Annotated in this window: 22 protein-coding genes; all 22 read left to right on the top strand. The window is 61.4% G+C overall.

The features are described 5' to 3' along the window. Positions 1–2 precede the first annotated feature (2 nt). The 22 genes from rplF to F8A10_RS08875 all read left to right on the top strand — a co-directional run bounded on the left by rplF (position 3) and on the right by F8A10_RS08875 (position 17,902). Positions 3–536, top strand: a complete 534-nt coding sequence (gene rplF, locus F8A10_RS08980; RefSeq protein WP_085502300.1) for a 50S ribosomal protein L6 — start codon at positions 3–5, stop codon at positions 534–536. A gap of 11 nt (positions 537–547) precedes the next feature. Beyond that, positions 548–907 (top strand): 50S ribosomal protein L18, encoded by a 360-nt coding sequence (gene rplR / locus F8A10_RS08975; protein ID WP_010400252.1) that lies wholly within the window; start codon positions 548–550, stop codon positions 905–907. Between the two features lie 113 nt (positions 908–1,020). Beyond that, the gene (gene rpsE / locus F8A10_RS08970) at positions 1,021–1,587 is read left to right on the top strand and encodes a 30S ribosomal protein S5 (protein ID WP_010400253.1); all 567 of its coding nucleotides are present in this window, start codon (positions 1,021–1,023) and stop codon (positions 1,585–1,587) included. A 12-nt stretch (positions 1,588–1,599) separates the two neighbouring features. Beyond that, positions 1,600–1,788 (top strand): 50S ribosomal protein L30, encoded by a 189-nt coding sequence (gene rpmD, locus F8A10_RS08965; RefSeq protein ID WP_010400254.1) that lies wholly within the window; start codon positions 1,600–1,602, stop codon positions 1,786–1,788. A gap of 154 nt (positions 1,789–1,942) precedes the next feature. After that, positions 1,943–2,683, top strand: coding sequence for a hypothetical protein (locus tag F8A10_RS08960; RefSeq protein ID WP_227493374.1), 741 nt, complete (start codon positions 1,943–1,945; stop codon positions 2,681–2,683). Positions 2,684–2,851: 168 nt separating this feature from the next. Then, positions 2,852–3,346, top strand: a complete 495-nt coding sequence (gene rplO / locus F8A10_RS08955; protein WP_010395696.1) for a 50S ribosomal protein L15 — start codon at positions 2,852–2,854, stop codon at positions 3,344–3,346. Between the two features lie 103 nt (positions 3,347–3,449). Next, the gene (gene secY / locus F8A10_RS08950; protein WP_010395694.1) at positions 3,450–4,814 is read left to right on the top strand and encodes a preprotein translocase subunit SecY; all 1,365 of its coding nucleotides are present in this window, start codon (positions 3,450–3,452) and stop codon (positions 4,812–4,814) included. 36 nt (positions 4,815–4,850) lie between these two features. Beyond that, positions 4,851–5,513, top strand: coding sequence for an adenylate kinase (locus tag F8A10_RS08945; RefSeq protein WP_152367157.1), 663 nt, complete (start codon positions 4,851–4,853; stop codon positions 5,511–5,513). A 154-nt stretch (positions 5,514–5,667) separates the two neighbouring features. Then, entirely contained in the window at positions 5,668–6,036 is a 369-nt protein-coding gene (rpsM, locus tag F8A10_RS08940) for a 30S ribosomal protein S13 (protein WP_029371934.1), read from the top strand. Positions 6,037–6,048: 12 nt separating this feature from the next. Continuing rightward, positions 6,049–6,438, top strand: a complete 390-nt coding sequence (gene rpsK, locus F8A10_RS08935) for a 30S ribosomal protein S11 (protein ID WP_010395688.1) — start codon at positions 6,049–6,051, stop codon at positions 6,436–6,438. Positions 6,439–6,556: 118 nt separating this feature from the next. After that, entirely contained in the window at positions 6,557–7,573 is a 1,017-nt protein-coding gene (locus tag F8A10_RS08930) for a DNA-directed RNA polymerase subunit alpha (protein ID WP_010395684.1), read from the top strand. Between the two features lie 115 nt (positions 7,574–7,688). Next, positions 7,689–8,111, top strand: a complete 423-nt coding sequence (gene rplQ / locus F8A10_RS08925; RefSeq protein WP_010395682.1) for a 50S ribosomal protein L17 — start codon at positions 7,689–7,691, stop codon at positions 8,109–8,111. A gap of 347 nt (positions 8,112–8,458) precedes the next feature. Continuing rightward, positions 8,459–9,070, top strand: a complete 612-nt coding sequence (locus F8A10_RS08920; RefSeq protein ID WP_010395680.1) for a helix-turn-helix transcriptional regulator — start codon at positions 8,459–8,461, stop codon at positions 9,068–9,070. A 66-nt stretch (positions 9,071–9,136) separates the two neighbouring features. Further along, entirely contained in the window at positions 9,137–9,727 is a 591-nt protein-coding gene (locus tag F8A10_RS08915) for an acyl-homoserine-lactone synthase (RefSeq protein ID WP_010395678.1), read from the top strand. A 61-nt stretch (positions 9,728–9,788) separates the two neighbouring features. Beyond that, the gene (locus F8A10_RS08910) at positions 9,789–11,117 is read left to right on the top strand and encodes a replication-associated recombination protein A (RefSeq protein WP_010395676.1); all 1,329 of its coding nucleotides are present in this window, start codon (positions 9,789–9,791) and stop codon (positions 11,115–11,117) included. Then, the gene (crcB, locus tag F8A10_RS08905; protein ID WP_010395674.1) at positions 11,114–11,488 is read left to right on the top strand and encodes a fluoride efflux transporter CrcB; all 375 of its coding nucleotides are present in this window, start codon (positions 11,114–11,116) and stop codon (positions 11,486–11,488) included. The genes F8A10_RS08910 and crcB overlap by 4 nt, the downstream gene beginning before the upstream one ends. After that, on the top strand, positions 11,485–12,537 hold the full coding sequence (locus tag F8A10_RS08900) for an RluA family pseudouridine synthase (RefSeq protein ID WP_010395671.1): 1,053 nt from the start codon (positions 11,485–11,487) through the stop codon (positions 12,535–12,537). Before crcB ends, F8A10_RS08900 begins: the two co-directional genes overlap by 4 nt. Then, complete coding sequence (locus F8A10_RS08895) at positions 12,534–13,196, top strand: HAD-IA family hydrolase (protein ID WP_152367156.1); 663 nt, start codon at positions 12,534–12,536, stop codon at positions 13,194–13,196. Before F8A10_RS08900 ends, F8A10_RS08895 begins: the two co-directional genes overlap by 4 nt. Next, a complete protein-coding gene (locus tag F8A10_RS08890) occupies positions 13,189–13,899 on the top strand; it encodes an ATP12 family chaperone protein (protein ID WP_152367155.1) in 711 nt (236 codons plus the stop codon). The genes F8A10_RS08895 and F8A10_RS08890 overlap by 8 nt, the downstream gene beginning before the upstream one ends. A gap of 153 nt (positions 13,900–14,052) precedes the next feature. Then, on the top strand, positions 14,053–15,078 hold the full coding sequence (locus F8A10_RS08885; RefSeq protein ID WP_010395665.1) for an amino acid ABC transporter substrate-binding protein: 1,026 nt from the start codon (positions 14,053–14,055) through the stop codon (positions 15,076–15,078). 114 nt (positions 15,079–15,192) lie between these two features. After that, complete coding sequence (locus tag F8A10_RS08880; protein ID WP_010395663.1) at positions 15,193–16,446, top strand: amino acid ABC transporter permease; 1,254 nt, start codon at positions 15,193–15,195, stop codon at positions 16,444–16,446. A 1-nt stretch (position 16,447) separates the two neighbouring features. Next, a complete protein-coding gene (locus tag F8A10_RS08875; protein WP_152367154.1) occupies positions 16,448–17,902 on the top strand; it encodes an amino acid ABC transporter permease in 1,455 nt (484 codons plus the stop codon). Positions 17,903–17,904: the final 2 nt, after the last annotated feature.

The raw sequence follows: 17,904 nt of genomic DNA, 5'->3' as shown, positions 1-17,904 counted from the left end.
GGATGTCTCGGATTGGTAAAAAGCCGGTCGAACTGCCCCAGGGCGTGACCGCCGAAGTGAAAGGCCAGACCATCGAGGTGAAGGGTCCGAAAGGGACCCGTTCCTTCACCGCGACGGATGACGTGACCCTTGCGATCGATAACGGTGCTGTCACCGTTACGCCGCGCGGTCTGTCCAAGCGCGCGCGCCAGCAATGGGGCATGTCGCGTTCGATGGTGGCGAACCTTGTAACTGGCGTCAGCCAGGGCTTCAAAAGAGAGCTGGAAATCCAGGGTGTGGGTTACCGCGCGCAGATGCAGGGCAAGGTCCTGAAACTGGCGCTTGGTTATTCGCATGACGTGGATTTCGTGACGCCCGATGGCGTGACCATCACGGCGCCGAAGCAGACCGAGATCGTGGTCGAAGGCATCGACGAGCAACTCGTCGGCCAGGTCGCCGCGAACATTCGCGAGTGGCGCCGTCCCGAGCCCTATAAGGGCAAGGGGATCCGCTACAAGGGCGAGGTCGTCTTCCGCAAGGAAGGCAAGAAGAAGTAAGGGGCGCATAAATGGCACTGACCAAAAAAGAGCTGTTCCAGAAGCGCCGCCTGCGCGTGCGGAACAAGTTGCGGAAGATTGCGAACGGTCGTCCGCGTCTCTCCGTCCACCGTTCGTCCAAGAACATCAGCGTTCAGGTGATCGACGATGTGAAAGGGGTCACGCTGGCCTCTGCCTCGTCGCTCGAAAAGGACCTGGGTGTTATTGGCAAGAACAACGTCGAAGCCGCGGCCAAGATTGGCGCCGCGATTGCCGAGCGGGCCAGGAAAGCCGGTGTCGAAGAGGTTATCTTCGACCGTGGTGGTTTCCTGTTCCACGGCAAGATCAAGGCTCTGGCGGATGCAGCCCGCGAAGGCGGTCTGAAATTCTGATGGTGCGGGTGGCGTTCGCGCCACCCCGATGATCCGGGGACTGCTCTTTCTTTTGCGGCCCACTTGGATTGGCTAACACGGCGCGCGACGCGCCAGCTTATGAGGAATGCCAGATGGCAGAACGTGAAAACCGTCGGAGTCGGCGCGAAGAGCGCGAAGAGACTCCGGAATTCGCCGACCGGCTGGTCGCGATCAACCGCGTGTCGAAAACCGTTAAGGGTGGTAAGCGTTTTGGCTTTGCTGCTCTTGTGGTGGTTGGGGATCAGCGCGGCCGCGTCGGCTTTGGTAAAGGCAAGGCCAAAGAGGTGCCCGAGGCGATCCGTAAGGCTACTGAACAGGCCAAGCGCAGCCTGGTCCGCGTGCCGCTGCGTGACGGTCGCACCCTGCATCACGATGTCGAAGGCCGTCACGGCGCTGGCAAAGTGGTGATGCGGACCGCCGTTCCGGGTACCGGTATCATCGCCGGTGGTCCGATGCGCGCTGTGTTTGAGATGCTGGGCGTTCAGGACGTTGTGGCCAAGTCGCTGGGTTCGCAAAACCCCTACAACATGATCCGGGCCATGATCGACGGGCTGAAAAAAGAAGCCTCGCCCCGCAGCGTTGCACAGCGCCGCGGCAAGAAAGTGGCCGAGATCCTGCCGTCCAACGACAAGCCGGCAGAAGCCGCTGTCGAAGCGTAAGGAGACAGGCTTATGGCTAAAACCATCGTTGTGAAGCAGATCGGTTCGCCGATCCGCCGTCCGGCCATCCAGCGTGAAACGCTGAAAGGTCTTGGTCTGAACAAGATGAACCGTACCCGCGAGCTTGAGGATACCCCGGCGATTCGCGGTATGGTTGCCAAGATCCCGCATCTGGTGACCATCATCGAAGAGCGCGGCTGATCTCGGTCCCGCGCGACGGAAAGTCAGAAACGCCCCGGAGATATCCGGGGCGTTTTTCATTCGCGCAGGGCACGAAAGCAGGACCTGTTAACCTTGTGGTAAGGGGTTCTGTCTATGCTGTGGGGGTGATTTGGGCTCCTGCAAGGGACATGCTGTGCTGTGCCGGATATTTGGTCTGATCCTATGCCTGTTGTTTTCGGCTGGGTTCGCTGATGCCAGTCCGTGGGCGCGTGGGAAGCGGGGTGTTTTTCTTTCCCTGTCCGGGGAGCGGGATCATGAGGGCAACGGCTATCTTGGCCTTTATGGCGAATATGGGCTGAGCCCGCGAGACACGCTGGGCTTTGAACTGGGGCGCGCCAGCGGCGGCGAAAGCAGCGCAATGATCTGGTGGCAGCGGTCTCTCGATCAAGGGGCGGGGCCGGATCGCTGGGTGGTTTCTGCTGGTGGTGGAGTGCTGAAACGTGGCGGAGATTATTTGCCGTTAGCTCAGGTTGGTGTGGGCTGGGGCAGGGGTTGGGATGCACTTCCGCTGTTGCGCGCCCTGCATGGTGGCGGCTGGCTTTCGGTCGAGGCCCGTTACCGGGTCGCACTACGCTGGAAGGATGGGGAGGCTTGGTCCGAACTCGCCTCGCATGGGGCGGGGCTGTTTAGTTATCTGACGCCAGAGGCGACCGCCAAGGCTGAGCTGACATTCGGCTGGCATACGACCGACACAATGATGCTGATCAACCAGTTGCGATTTGAGGATCGCACGGATACCGGCTTTTCAGCGAGTCTCGCAACCACAGTGGTGCGGGATCTGGCTGGCCCCGTAAGACTGGAAGTCGGCGCGGTTCTGCCTCTGAGCGGAGCGGGGGAGACGGCGGTAAGGATCGGAACATGGGTCGAGTTTTGAGTCAGGCCGAAGGGTTGTGCGACCAAACCCCACAGGGTAACGGCAGCTTGTTGACCGCGGCGCCTGCACTGTATAAAGACCCCCGGTGCCCATCGGCACCGACTCAATCAAGAATGCCGTGTTCGCCCTTTTCGCTTCATGGGGCGCTTCCGGCCAAGGAGAAGCGATATGAAACTGCATGAACTGCACGACAATCCCGGCGCCTCGCGCAAGAAAAAGCGCGTTGCCCGTGGTCCCGGCTCGGGCAAGGGTAAAACCGCCGGCCGTGGTATCAAAGGTCAGACCTCGCGTTCGGGCGTCGCGCTGAATGGCTATGAAGGCGGCCAGATGCCGCTTTACCGCCGCCTGCCCAAGCGTGGCTTTAGCAAACCGAATCGTCTTGAATTCGCGGTGGTCAATCTTGGCCAGCTGCAAACGTTCATTGACGCCGGCAAGCTGGACGTAAAAGCCGAACTGAACGAGGATGCGCTGGTTGCTGCCGGTGTCATTCGCCGCAAGCGCGATGGCGTGCGTCTGCTGGCCAAGGGTGAGCTGAAGGCTGCCGTGAACCTGACCGTGACCGGCGCGTCGAAATCGGCGGTCGAAGCTGTCGAGAAAGCTGGTGGCAAGGTCACCGTCACCCGTCCGGCAAAAGAAGCCGCTGACGCTTCCGCGGCCGAATAAGCTGTTGAAGGGCGCGCCCGCGCCCCATAGATAGCTATCGAGTTTTCCAGGCGCCGCGGGATCGGGAAACGATCCGGCGGCGCTGCCACGAAGGGGCTTAAGCATGGCGTCAGCCGCAGAACAGATGGCCGCGAACCTTTCCTGGGGCGCGCTCGGCAAGGCGACCGAGCTGCGTCAGAGAATCTGGTTCACCCTCGGACTTCTCATTATCTACCGCCTTGGCACCTATATCCCGGTGCCCGGCATTGATGGCGCCGCATTGCGCAATTTCATGGATCAGGCGCAGGCTGGTCTGGGCGGAATCCTGTCCATGTTCACCGGCGGTGCGCTGGGACGCATGGGCATCTTTGCGCTTGGCATCATGCCCTATATCTCGGCCTCGATCATTGTGCAGCTGCTGGCTTCCATGGTGCCGGCTCTTGAGCAGCTCAAGAAAGAGGGCGAACAGGGCCGCAAGAAGATCAACCAATACACCCGTTATGGTACGGTCGCGCTGGCGCTGTTCCAGGCCTGGGGTCTGGCGGTCAGTCTTGAGCACGGCAACCTTGCCCATGAACCGGGGATGTTCTTCCGCGCCTCGGTCGTGATCACGCTGGTCGGCGGCACCATGTTCCTGATGTGGCTGGGTGAGCAGATTACCGCTCGCGGCATCGGCAACGGTATTTCGCTGATCATCTTTGTCGGCATCGTTGCTGAAATTCCGGCCCATCTGGCACAGTTTCTGGCGCAAGGCCGTTCGGGTGCAATCTCGACTCCGGTGATTCTGGGCGTGATCGTCATGGTCGCCGCAGTGATTGCCTTTGTGGTCTTCATGGAGCGGGCGCTTCGCAAGATCCACATCCAGTACCCGCGGCGGCAGGTCGGGATGAAGATCTATGACGGCCAGTCCTCGCACCTGCCGATCAAGGTGAACCCGGCGGGCGTGATCCCGGCGATTTTTGCCAGCTCGCTGCTGCTGTTGCCGGTGACGATCTCGACTTTCTCGGGCAATCAGACGGGCCCGATCATGTCGACGATCCTTGCCTATTTTGGCCCCGGCCAGCCGCTTTACCTACTGTTCTTTGCGGCGCTGATCGTGTTCTTTACCTACTTTTACACGTTCAACGTCAGCTTCAAGACCGAGGATGTGGCCGAGAACCTGAAGAATCAGGGCGGGTTCATTCCGGGCATTCGTCCCGGCAAACGGACCGAGGATTATCTGACCTATGTAGTGACCCGGGTGCTGGTCATTGGTTCGGCCTACCTGACCTTTGTCTGCCTTTTGCCTGAGGTCATCCGTAACCAGCTGGCGATCCCCTTTTATTTTGGCGGAACGTCGGTGCTGATCGTTGTCAGCGTGGTCATGGATACGATCAACCAGGTGCAGAGCCACCTGCTGGCGCATCAGTACGAAGGTCTGATTGAGAAATCGCAGCTGCGCGGCAAGCGTGGCAAGGCGAAGACGCGCAAGGCCCCCGCGCGTCGCTGAGGCAAGCCCACCATAAGGGTAGGAGAGGGACGAGACATGGCGATCAACATCATTCTGCTGGGCCCGCCCGGCGCAGGCAAAGGCACCCAGGCGCGGCGTCTGATCGACGAGCGCGGTCTCGTCCAGCTCTCGACCGGCGATATGCTGCGCGAAGCGCGCAACTCGGGCACCGAGATGGGCAAGCGCGTGGCTGAGGTCATGGACCGGGGCGAGCTGGTGACGGATGAGATTGTCATTGGTCTGATCCGGGAAAAACTGGCGCAGCGCAGTAAGGGCTTCATCTTTGACGGCTTCCCGCGCACTCTGGCACAGGCCGACGCGCTGCAATCGCTGATGGCGGAAATGGATCAGCGCGTTGATGCCGTGATCGAGATGCGGGTCGATGACGCGGCGCTGGTTTCGCGCATCACCGGCCGTTTTACCTGCGGCAATTGCGGTGAGGTCTATCACGATGTGACCAAGCCGACGAAAGAGCCGGGGGTCTGCGATGTCTGTGGCTCGACCGACCTGCGTCGTCGCGCCGATGACAATGAGGAAAGCCTCAAGACGCGGTTGATGGAGTATTACAAAAAGACTTCGCCGCTGATCGGTTACTTCTACGTCAAGGGGAACCTGCATACGGTCGATGGCCTTGCCGAGATTGATGAGGTTGCCGGCCAGATCTCGCGGATTATGGACAGGTTTCCGGGTCAGGGTTGACCTCGACCTGCAAATCCCTTAATTCGCAGCATCTCGGAAGAGAATCACCTGAGTCTCAGGTGTAGCTTTAGGCCCGAAGGCACGGCTTTCGGGTCTTTGGTTGTGAAAAAAGGTTCCGGTATTACGGAACCGCAACATGGAAAAGGAAACACGCGTGGCTCGTATTGCTGGCGTCAACATTCCGACGGGGAAACGCGTCCCCATCGCTCTGACCTATATCCACGGGATCGGCCCGAAATTCGCCGAACAGATCATTCAGGCTGTCGGTATCGATCCGGCGCGCCGCGTGAATGACCTGTCGGACGCTGAAGTTCTGCAGATCCGCGAATACATCGACGCCAACCTGACCGTCGAAGGCGACCTGCGCCGTGAGACGCAGATGAACATCAAGCGTCTGATGGACCTCGGCTCGTATCGCGGCCTGCGTCATCGTCGCGGCCTGCCGGTGCGCGGTCAGCGCACCCACACCAATGCCCGCACCCGCAAGGGCCCGGCGAAACCCATCGCCGGCAAGAAGAAGTAAGGGGGAACGGACATGGCACGCGATAAGACTCGCATCAAGCGCAAGGAACGCAAAAACATCGCCGCTGGCGTGGCGCATGTGAATTCGTCCTTCAACAACACCAAGATCCTGATCTCGGACGTGCAGGGCAACGCTATTGCCTGGTCGTCGGCCGGCACCATGGGCTTCAAGGGTTCGCGTAAATCGACCCCCTATGCCGCCCAGATGGCCGCTGAGGACGCTGGCCGTAAGGCGCAGGAACATGGCGTTCGCACGCTGGAAGTTGAAGTTCAGGGCCCCGGCTCGGGCCGCGAATCGGCGCTGCGTGCGCTGGCTGCGGTTGGCTTCAACATCACTGCGATCCGCGATGTTACCCCGATCGCGCACAACGGCTGCCGCCCGCCGAAGCGCCGCCGGGTCTGATCGGTCAAGACTTTGACGCGCTTCGCGCCGTTTTTCGGCGCGGGCGCGCTTTTCGCTTATCACCTCGGGCGTTTCCGACTGTCGGTCATGGGTCGGAAACTGGTATGGAGGCAATCGCATGATCCACAAGAATTGGGCTGAACTGATCAAGCCGACCCAGCTTGAAATCAAGCCGGGTGCCGATCCGTCCCGCGTGGCCACCGTCGTGGCGGAACCGCTTGAGCGCGGCTTTGGCCTGACGCTGGGCAACGCGCTGCGCCGTGTGCTGCTGTCCTCGTTGCAGGGCGCGGCCATCACCTCGGTGCAGATCGACAACGTGCTGCACGAGTTCTCCTCTGTCCCGGGGGTGCGCGAGGACGTCACCGACATCGTCCTGAACCTCAAGGGCGTGACGCTGAAGATGGAAGTCGATGCGCCCAAACGGCTGACGCTGTCGGCCAAGGGTCCGGGCGAGGTCAAGGCTGGTGATATCCAGGAAACCGCTGGCATCACCATCCTGAACCGCGACCACATCATCTGCCATCTTGATGACGGCGCCGAGCTGCACATGGAACTGACCGTTGCCAACGGCAAGGGCTATGTCGCCGCCGACAAGAACCGTCCCGAGGATGCGCCCATCGGCCTGATTCCGATCGACGCGATCTTTTCGCCGGTCAAGCGTGTCAGCTACGAAGTCACGCCGACCCGCGAAGGCCAGGTGCTGGACTATGACAAGCTGACCATGAAGGTTGAAACCGACGGTTCGCTGACCCCGGAAGATGCCGTGGCCTATGCTGCGCGTATCATTCAGGACCAGCTGTCGGTCTTCGTCAACTTCGAAGAGCCCGAGACGGCCACCCGCTCGGATGCCGAGGATGGGCTGGAATTCGACCCGCGCCTGCTCAAGAAAGTGGACGAACTGGAGCTGTCGGTGCGTTCGGCGAACTGCCTCAAGAACGACAATATCGTCTATATCGGCGACCTCATCCAGAAGACCGAAGCCGAGATGCTGCGCACTCCGAACTTCGGCCGCAAATCGCTTAACGAGATCAAGGAAGTGCTCTCGGGCATGGGCCTGCATCTCGGTATGGATGTTGTGGACTGGCCGCCGGAAAACATCGAAGATCTGGCCAAGCGTTTCGACGACCAGTTCTGATCACGAATACCGGGGGCGCATGTCGCCCCCGGAGTACCGGGCATTCCGCCCCAAGGAGAGCGGCCCGCACGCATGGGCTGCCGGACAAAGCAAAAAGACGTAAAGGAGACATATCATGCGTCACGCCCGCGGTTATCGCCGTCTGAACCGTACCCACGAACACCGCAAGGCGCTGTTCGCCAACATGGCTGGCTCGCTGATCGAGCATGAGCAGATCAAGACCACTCTGCCCAAGGCCAAGGAACTGCGCCCCGTCATCGAGAAGCTGATCACGCTGGCCAAGCGCGGCGACCTGCACGCCCGCCGTCAGGCGGCTGCCCAGCTGAAACAGGACAGCCACGTTGCCAAACTGTTCGAGATTCTCGGCCCGCGCTACAAAGACCGTCAGGGCGGCTATGTCCGTGTTCTGAAAGCCGGTTTCCGCTATGGCGACATGGCACCCATGGCGATCATCGAGTTCGTCGAGCGCGACACCAGCGCCAAGGGTGCGGCTGACCGTGCCCGTCTGGAAGCCGAATCGGCCACCGACGAATCGTGAGAAGTCTAACCGTTTCTTGCGGTTAAGCGAATCTTGGGCCCGCAGCCACGCCAGATGGCTGCGGGCCTTTTTGCAACAGTTGCCACAACAAGCTCTGCAAGCAACGGTAGATAGAATTTCTACAGTTCTTCAAATAGTTGTGGCGGCTTATGGAAAAGGTATGGAAAACAGGGGTGCGCCGGGCCGTCATTGGTGTCTGCGAAGATGACAACAACCCCCGGCGCCGACGAGGAGAGACGACGGCGGCAGAAAAAACGTTGCTTCTTAATACAGTATTGCTTGAATACCCTGTAATACATGCCAATTTTCTTGATGACCTGAGGTAAAAGCAATCTGTACAAATAGTCATGTCGTCTCGCGCGGAAATCAACGCAGCACTCGCCAAACTGAAAAAGCTGGCCCCCGCGGGCTACTTTATCGGTTTGCACATCCGCTTTGCTGCGCCCCTGATGCAGTTCCAGACCTATAACAAGGAGTGGACGCAGCGTTATTCCGAGCGCGCCTATGCCTTGCGCGACCCGACGATTGCCTGGGGATTCTCGACAACAGGCGTATGCCGCTGGAGCGTGCTGCCGATTCCCGACCCCTTTTCGATCCTTCAGGACGCAGCAGATCACGGCCTGCCTTATGGTGTGGTGGTGGCTCATGGGCCGATCAAGTCGCGTACCATCGCTGCCTTTGCTCATGACAGGCGGGAGTTCACGGATGATGAGATTGATGTGATCTCGGCGACGATACGTCGGCTTCACGAAATTACGGAGCCGCCGGAGAGCCTGACGAAGGCTCAGCAAGAGGCCCTTCGGTGTATCGCAGAGGGCGATCGTCATGCAGCGGCGGCTGCAAAGCTTGGTATTACGGAAAGCGCATTCAAAGCTCGTCTGATCTCGGCGCGCGAAAGGCTGATGGCAAGAACGACTGCCGAAGCGCTGCAACGGGCCAAGGACTACCGCCTGCTGTAGGACGTTGCGTTAACCATTGCGGTTTACACCTGGGGGCCAGTACCACCGCAACCCCAGGAGAAGAGCATGCAGACCACCACCCTTTCCTTTGCTAACCTGCACATCCATGGCGAGCTGTTCGCGAACATCTTTCGTGCACGCAAGCAAAGCTTCATCGTCCAGAAGTGCTGGGATCTGCCCCAGACGGACGATATGGAGTTCGATCAATACGACACCCCGATGAGCCGTTGGGTGGCGATCCATCAGAATGGGCAGGTACTGGCTGGAGTTCGGCTGACGCCCACCACGGCGCACTGCGGCATGTACTCTTACATGATTCGCGATGCCCAGCTTGATCTTCTGGGCGGTTCGATCCCTCAGAACCTGCTTGATGAGCCGGCCCCGGTCGATCCCGGGACGTGGGAGGCAAGCAGGCTGTTCGTCAATCACGACGTCCCCCAGCGTGAACGTCGCCGCGTTCACCTGAACCTGGTGCAAGAGATGACGAACTCGGCGCGTAATCTGGGTGCCACGCGTCTGGTGTGCCTTGTCGCCTCGAACTGGCCGCGTTGGCTGGTACCCTGCGGGCTTGATGCGCAGGCCATGGGGCCGGTGGTCTGGATTGATGACGGTTACTTCCAGTGTGTCTCGATCAACCTTGCGGCAAAGATGCACTGATGCGCGGCATCGGGTGCAGGGCCTTTCGCCGATGATGCGGGCGGCGTAACATACCGTCCGCATGGCTGATCTGTTTGATACCGCGCCCGCCTCGGGCGAACCTGCGCGCGCTGTGGCGCGTCCTCTGGCCGACCGGATTCGGCCGGCACGGCTGGCTGATGTCGTTGGTCAGGACAAGGTGCTGGGCCCGGACGGGCCACTTGGCGCCATGCTGCATGCCGGCAGCCTGTCGTCGCTGATTCTCTGGGGGCCGCCGGGGGTTGGGAAAACCACCATCGCGCGTCTGCTCGCACAGGAAACCGACCTGGCTTTCGTGCAGATCTCGGCGATTTTTTCGGGTGTGCCCGAACTGCGCAAGGTTTTTGACGCAGCCCGTCTGCGTCACCAGCAAGGCAGGGGCACGCTTTTGTTCGTGGACGAGATCCATCGTTTCAACAAGGCGCAGCAGGACAGTTTCCTGCCGCATATGGAGGATGGCACCATCACGCTGGTCGGTGCCACTACCGAAAACCCTAGTTTTGAGCTGAACGCCGCGCTGTTGTCCCGCGCTCAGGTCATCGTGCTGGAGCGGCTGAGCCTTGCCGATATGGAACGTCTGGCGCAGCGGGCCGAGAAAGAGCTTGATCGCCCGCTGCCCCTGACCGCCGAGGCGCGCGACCGGCTGCTGGAGATGGCAGATGGCGATGGCCGCGCCGCGCTGAACCTGATCGAGCAGGTGATGGCCTGGCGGGTCCCGGGCAAGCTCGACACCGACCAACTGGCGCAACGTTTGATGAGGCGCGCGGCGAAATACGACAAGTCGGGTGATGAGCATTACAACCTGATCTCGGCCCTGCACAAATCGGTGCGTGGAAGTGATCCCGATGCGGCGCTGTACTGGTTGTCGCGTATGCTCGAAGGCGGAGAGGACCCGCGCTATCTCGCCCGCCGCCTGACCCGTATGGCGGTCGAGGATATCGGCCTGGCCGATCCTGCCGCGCAACGCCATTGCCTTGACGCCTGGGCACTTTACGAACGGCTGGGCAGCCCCGAGGGAGAGCTGGCGCTGGCGCAGGCCACGATCTATCTGGCGCTGGCGCCCAAATCGAATGCCGGCTATGTCGCCTATAAAGCGGCGCGAGATCTGGCGCGACGCTCGGGCAGCCAGATGCCGCCCAAGCATATTCTGAACGCACCGACCGGATTGATGGCCGATCAGGGCTATGGTGCGGGCTATCGCTATGACCACGACGCCGAGGACGGATTCTCGGGTCAGAATTATTTCCCCGACGACATGAAGCGGCCGGTTTTCTATCTGCCTGTCGAACGCGGTTTCGAGCGTGAGTTGAAAAAGCGCGTTGAATGGTTCGCCGGGCTGCGCCAGAAGCGGCGGACAGAGGACAAGGCATGACACATACATTTCTTCAGGTCGGGCTGGGCGGGGCCTTGGGGTCCGCTGCGCGCTATGGCGTCAATATTCTGGCCGGGCGGATGACACAGGGTTTTCCTCTGGGCACGTTGATCGTGAACATCGTCGGCTGCCTGGCGATGGGGCTGCTTGCGGCCTTGCTCGCGCATCGCGGCGGGCAGCATCTCGCGCCCTTTCTGCTGACCGGGGTGCTGGGCGGCTTTACGACCTTTTCCGCGTTTGCACTGGATACGGCAACGCTGTGGGAGCGTGGCGCGGGCGCGGTTGCGCTGGGTTATGTGCTGTGCTCGGTGATCCTGTCGCTTGCGGCGGTGGTCATGGGGCTGGTCATTGGTCGGGGGCTGTTCTCGTGAGCGGCGTGCAAACCATCCGCGTCAGCGCGGACGAAGGCGATCAGCGTATCGACCGCTGGCTGAAAAAGCGTTTTCCCCAGCTGACCCAGGGCGCGGTCGAGAAATGGTGCCGCACCGGTCAGTTGCGCGTCGATGGTGGACGGGTCAAGGCCAATACCCGCATTGAGGCGGGCCAGGAGGTACGTGTGCCGCCGTTGCCTGTGGCGGCCTCGGGACCTGTGCCCGCCCGTCCCAGGGCGGCGGTGAAACAGTCCGATGCCGAGATGATCCAGTCCTGCGTCTTGTGGCGCGACGAACATATCATTGCGCTGAACAAGCCTCCGGGCCTGCCTTCTCAGGGTGGTTCGGGGCAGGGGGACCGGCACGTGGACGGGCTGACCGCGGCGCTGATGTTTGGCTACAAGGACCGGCCCAAGCTGGTGCACCGTCTGGATAAGGACACCTCGGGTGTTTTGCTGCTGGCGCGCACCGACCGGATCGCACGCTCTTTGTCCGAAGCGTTTCGTCATCGCCTGACCCGCAAGATCTACTGGGCGGCGGTGGCCGGCGTGCCCAGCCCGCGCATGGGGTCGATCAAATACGGGCTGGTCAAGGCACCGGGACGTGGGCGCGGCGGCGAAGGCGAAAAGATGATGACCGTGCATCCTTCTGCCGTCGCCTCGACCGAAGGGGCCAAGCGCGCCCATACCGATTTTGCGGTGCTGGACGCTTTGGGCAGCCGCACGGCATGGGTTGCCATGGTCCCGGTGACGGGCCGCACCCATCAGCTGCGCGCCCATATGGCCGGGATCGGCCATCCCATTGTGGGCGACGGCAAATATGGCGGTTCGGGTCAGGAAAACCCCGGTGACGGATGGGGCGCCCAGCTTGGCGGTGAGATCAGCCGCAAACTGCATCTGCACGCTCGGATGATCCGTTTCGAGCATCCGATCACCAAAAAGCTGATCACTGTGACCGCGCCCTTGCCCGACCACATGGTCCGGACGTGGAAAACACTGGGCTGGTCGGAAAACGATGTGCCCGAGGACCCATTTGCCGAGGCAACATGAAACTGGTCATCTTTGACATCGACGGCACGCTGGTTGACAGCCAGCATGAGATTACCCATGCGATGAACAGCGCCATGGCAGGCGCAGGCCTGCCCGAGATGGAGCCGGCGCGCATCCTGTCCATCGTCGGTCTGTCACTGCCGGTGGCGGTGGCGCGGCTGTTGCCGGAGGCCGGGCCAGACCTGCACGAGCGCGTCGTCGCTGGCTACCGCGAAGCATTCATCGCGGAACGGCTGGCAGGGGCACGGCCGCCGCTGTATCCCGGCGCGCTGGACTGTCTGGATGCGCTGGCGGCGATGGACGAGGTGCTTTTGGGTATTGCCACCGGCAAGCCAGCGCGGGGGCTGGCGGCGACCCTTGATGCGCATGGGCTGACGCGACGTTTTATCACCCGGCAATCGGCGGACGGGCATCCTTCGAAACCACATCCGGCGATGCTGGAAAGCGCGCTTTCCGAAACCGGGGTCAAGGCCGGGCGGGCGGTGATGATCGGCGATACTGTTTTCGATATGGAAATGGCGCGGGCGGCGGGTGTTGCCGGGTTCGGCGTCCAGTGGGGCTTTCACCCGGCCGAGGATCTGCACGCGGCCGGTGCGCGGCTGGTCGCCCCGGACTATCCCGCCCTGACCCGCGCCCTGTTGGAGTGGGCGAATGAGTGAATGGAAGGCGCGCCGGTTCTGGAAATCCGTGAACCTGCGCAAGGAAGCCGGGGGCTGGACGGTTCTTTTGGACGAGCGGCCCTTGCGCACGCCGGGCAAGCAACCGCTGATCCTGCCGGCTGGGGCTTTGGCCGAAGCCATTGCCGAAGAATGGCAGACGGTCGAGGATGTGATCAATCCTCAGGACATGCCGCTGACCCGTGCCGCGAACTCGGCCATTGAAAAGGTGATCCCGCAATTTGCCCAGGTCGCGGCAATGCTTGCTGAATATGGCGGAACCGACCTTTTATCCTATCGTGCCGACGCGCCCGAAACACTTGTCCGCGCCCAGGCCGAGGGCTGGGACCCGCTGATCGACTGGGCCGCGACCGAACTGAAGGCGCCCCTGCGCATCACCCATGGCGTGATTCCCGTGCCACAGGAACCAGCGGTGCTGGGAAAACTGCATGCCGAGGTGGCAGAGCTTGATCCATTCGGCCTGACGGCGTTGCACGATCTTGTGACGCTGCCTGGTTCGCTGGTCCTTGGACTGGCGGTAATCCGGGGCCGGATCGACGCTGATACGGCCCATGCGCTGTCACGAATTGATGAAGAATTTCAGGCACAACGATGGGGTCGGGATACCGAGGCCGATGAGGCGGCCCAGAACCGTCTGGTCGCCCTGCGCAGTTCCGAACGGTTCTGGCAGCTTAGTCGCAGCTGAACCGTCTGGTTTGGGTTCTTTCTTGACGCATGGCCCCCTATCGGCACAATGCCGCTTATGGGGGTATAAAGCCTCCTTGCATAAACCGGGCCCGCCAATGGCCCAGTTACGGCTCATTCCTCGGCGGGACCGGGAACAACAGTGGGGAAATCTATGAAGAAATCCGTATTCTTCGGCTCTGTGACAGCGGTCGCCCTGGCGGCCTCGGGCGCGCTGGCCGCAGAGGGAGACACGCTGAAAGAGGTCAAGGCCCGCGGCGTGCTGAATTGCGGCGTGAACACCGGCCTGATCGGTTTTGCCGCCCCCGATGCGAACGGGAACTGGTCGGGCTTTGACGTTTCGTTCTGCAAGGCGCTGGCTGCGGCCGTTCTTGGCGATGCCACCAAGATCAAATATGTGCCGACCACCGGCCAGACCCGGTTCACCGCCCTTTCCTCGGGCGAGGTGGACATTCTGGCCCGCAACTCGACCTGGACCTTCCAGCGCGATACCGACCTCAAGCTCGATTTCATCGGCGTGAACTATTACGATGGTCAGGGCTTCATGGTGCGTAAAGATCTGGGCGTGTCCTCGGCCAAAGAGCTGAACGGCGCGACGATCTGCATCCAGACCGGCACCACGACCGAGCTGAACCTGGCAGATTACTTCAAAGCCAACAACATGGAGTATCAGCCGGTCAACATCGACAGCAATGCCGAGGGCGAGCAGCAGTATCTGGCCGGCGCCTGCGATGCCTATACGACCGATGCATCAGGTCTTGCCGCGACGCGCGCAAGCTTTGCCGACCCGGAAAACCACATCATCCTGCCCGAGATCATCTCGAAAGAGCCTCTCGGCCCGGCGGTCCGCCATGGCGACAGCAACTGGGCTGATATCGCGCGCTGGACCCTTTACGCGCTGATCGCGGCCGAGGAATACGGCGTCACCTCGGCCAATATCGACGAGCTGGCAAAAAGCTCGAACAACCCCGAGGTTCAGCGTCTGCTGGGCACGACCGATGAGCTGGGCAAGATGATCGGCCTAGATGCCGAATGGGCCAAGCGGGCGATCAAGGCCGGCGGAAACTATGGCGAAATCTTTGCTGCCACCATTGGCGAGCAGACCCCCATTGGCCTTGCGCGCGGCCTGAACGCTCAATGGACCCAGGGAGGCCTGATGTATGCGATGCCCTTCCGGTAATCGCATCTGAAAAAGGGCGCGCGGGGGCCCCTATGCCCCCGGGCGCCCCCAGGCTTGACCGGCAGTACAGAGGCCAAAGGCCCGACATCCAAGCCGGAAACAGGGGGTTAAAATATGGTGACTTACACGGGGGCGGACCATCCGCCGTTCCGGTTGTCGATGCTGATCTATGATCGGCGCTACCGCTCGCTGACCTTGCAGGCGATTGTCTTCATCCTTGTCATGGTGATGGCGAGCTGGCTGATCGACAACACGCTGCGCAACCTGTCCGCGATGGGCAAAACGCTCAGCTTTGACTTTCTATTCCGCCGTGCGGGATATGACATTCCGCAACAGCTCATTCCCTACAACTCAGACGACACCCATCTGCGCGCCACCATCGTGGGGCTGCTGAACACGCTGCTGGTTTCCCTGTTGGGCTGCATTGCGGCCACTGTGCTGGGCGTGGTCGTCGGTGTGTTAAGACTATCCTCGAACTGGCTGATCGCGCGGCTGATGACGATCTATGTCGAGGTGTTTCGCAATATCCCGGTGCTTTTGTGGATTCTCGTCTGCCTTGCGATCTTTACCGAGGTCATGCCCGCACCGAACGCCTATCGCGGCGAAAATCCTGCGGCGCAGATGATCCTGTTTGACCTGATCGCGCCGACGAACCGCTATACCGCCATCCCCTCACTGGGCATGACCAACCCGCCGGGCACCATCGCCCTGGGGCGCGAAGCGATCAGCTGGGCGCTGATCGCCTATGTCGTGGTCATCGTTGTCGCATGGATCGCCTGGCGGCGGTTGCGGGTCTGGGCGCAGGCGGTGCAGGACCGGACCGGGACCCGCCCGACGACCTGGTGGATCAGCCTTGCGATCTTTGCCGTGCCGCTGCTGCTGTTGACCTGGTATTTCGGCCTGCATCTGGTGCCGCCGGTGCTGCGCGGCTTCAACTTTGCCGATGGCATAAATCTTGATAACGCGCTGGTGGTTCTGTGGCTGGCGCTGACCCTTTATACCGGCGCTTTTATCGCCGAGATCGTGCGCGGCGGCATTCTGGCTGTCAGCCGTGGTCAGACCGAGGCGGCATTCGCGCTGGGGCTGAGGCCACGCCGGACCATGTCGCTGGTGGTGCTGCCCCAGGCGCTGCGGGTGATCGTGCCGCCGCTGATTTCGCAGTATCTGAACCTGACCAAGAACAGTTCTCTGGCCATCGCGGTCGGCTATATGGATCTGCGCGGCACGCTGGGCGGTACCACGCTGAACCAGACCGGACGCGAGATGGAATGCATGGTGCTGATGATGGGCATCTATCTGGCACTAAGCCTGATCATTTCGGGCGGGATGAACATCTTCAACAGCCGCGTCAAGCTGAAGGAGCGGTGAGATGAGCGACACTCATGCAGAAACCGTTGCCTATGTACGCGAAACCATGCTGCCGCCCGAACCTCCGCCTCTGGCCGAGACCGGGGCGATCAAATGGCTGCGCGAGAACCTGTTTTCGGGGCCGCTGAACATCGTCCTGACCCTGATCGGTCTTGGCATTGTCTGGCTGGTGGCCAGCATTGTCGGGCCATGGCTTGTTCACGGGGTCTGGAACGCAAACAGCATGGCAGAATGCCGCCAGATCATTGCCGAGACCTGGGGGCAGGGGACGGATGGCGCCTGCTTTGCCATCATCAAACATCGCTGGAATCAGTTCCTGTTCGGCTTTTATCCGCAGACGCTTTACTGGCGGCCGGTGCTGGCCTTTGGCCTGTTGTTCCTTGCGCTTGCTCCGGTGCTGTTTGCGGACAGCGAGCGGGCGCGACGCATCGTGCTAGGCCTGGCGGTGGTGCTGACGCTGCTGGTTGCCAGCCTGCTTGGCGCGGGCGGCGCGGTGCTGCTGGCTGCCGCGCTGGTCATGCTGGGCTGGAGCGCGCTGATCGAGACCCGCCCCGGCTGGTCGCTGCTGGCGACCCTGGTTTATCCGTTCATCGCAGTCTGGCTGCTTTGGGGCGGTTCGCTGTGGGGTGAGATTGCGGCACTGGCCGGTTTCGTGATCGGCTTTATCGTCTGGCGCCTGCTGGTGGTGCGGTTCGGCCTTTTGGCCTTTGCGCTGGGTGTTGTCGCGGCCGTGGCCTGGTGGCTGGTCGCTGCCGGACCCCTGACCTCGTCCCTGGCCGGTGTGCTGCCCTTGCGATTGCAGCCGGTGTCGTCGGACCAGTTCGGCGGTTTCGTACTGTCGATCACCATTGGTGTTGCGGGTATCGCGCTGTCCCTGCCGGCAGGGATCATCCTTGCGCTGGCCCGGCGTTCGGACCTGCCGGTAATCAAGATGCTGGCGGTGATGTTCATCGAGTTCATCCGCGGTGTGCCCTTGATCACGTTGCTGTTCGTGGCGTCGCTGCTGCTGAACTATTTCCTGCCGCCGGGGACGAATTTCGACATCATCCTGCGGGTCATCATCATGGTGACGCTGTTCGCATCGGCCTATATGGCCGAGGTGATCCGTGGCGGGCTTGCAGCCCTGCCCAAGGGGCAGTACGAGGCAGCCGATGCGCTGGGGCTGGACTATTGGAAAGCACAGCGGCTGATCATCCTGCCGCAGGCACTCAAGATCTCGATCCCTGGCATCGTCTCGACCTTCATCGGCATGTTCAAGGACACGACGCTGGTCGTGTTCGTCGGGTTGTTCGATCCGTTAAAGGCGATGGCCGACACCATCCGCGCAAGCTTTGAATGGAAAGGCGCCTATTGGGAGCCTTACATCTTTGTCGGCGCGATCTTTTTCATCCTCTGCTTCGGCATGTCGCGCTATTCCATGTATCTGGAACGCCGGCTGAAGCGCGACCACCGCTGAAG

This window comes from Paracoccus kondratievae, from assembly GCF_009301415.1.
Lineage (GTDB): Bacteria > Pseudomonadota > Alphaproteobacteria > Rhodobacterales > Rhodobacteraceae > Paracoccus > Paracoccus kondratievae.
Note: the sequence above shows the minus strand (reverse complement) of the source record. Positions and strands in the feature narration are given on the sequence as shown.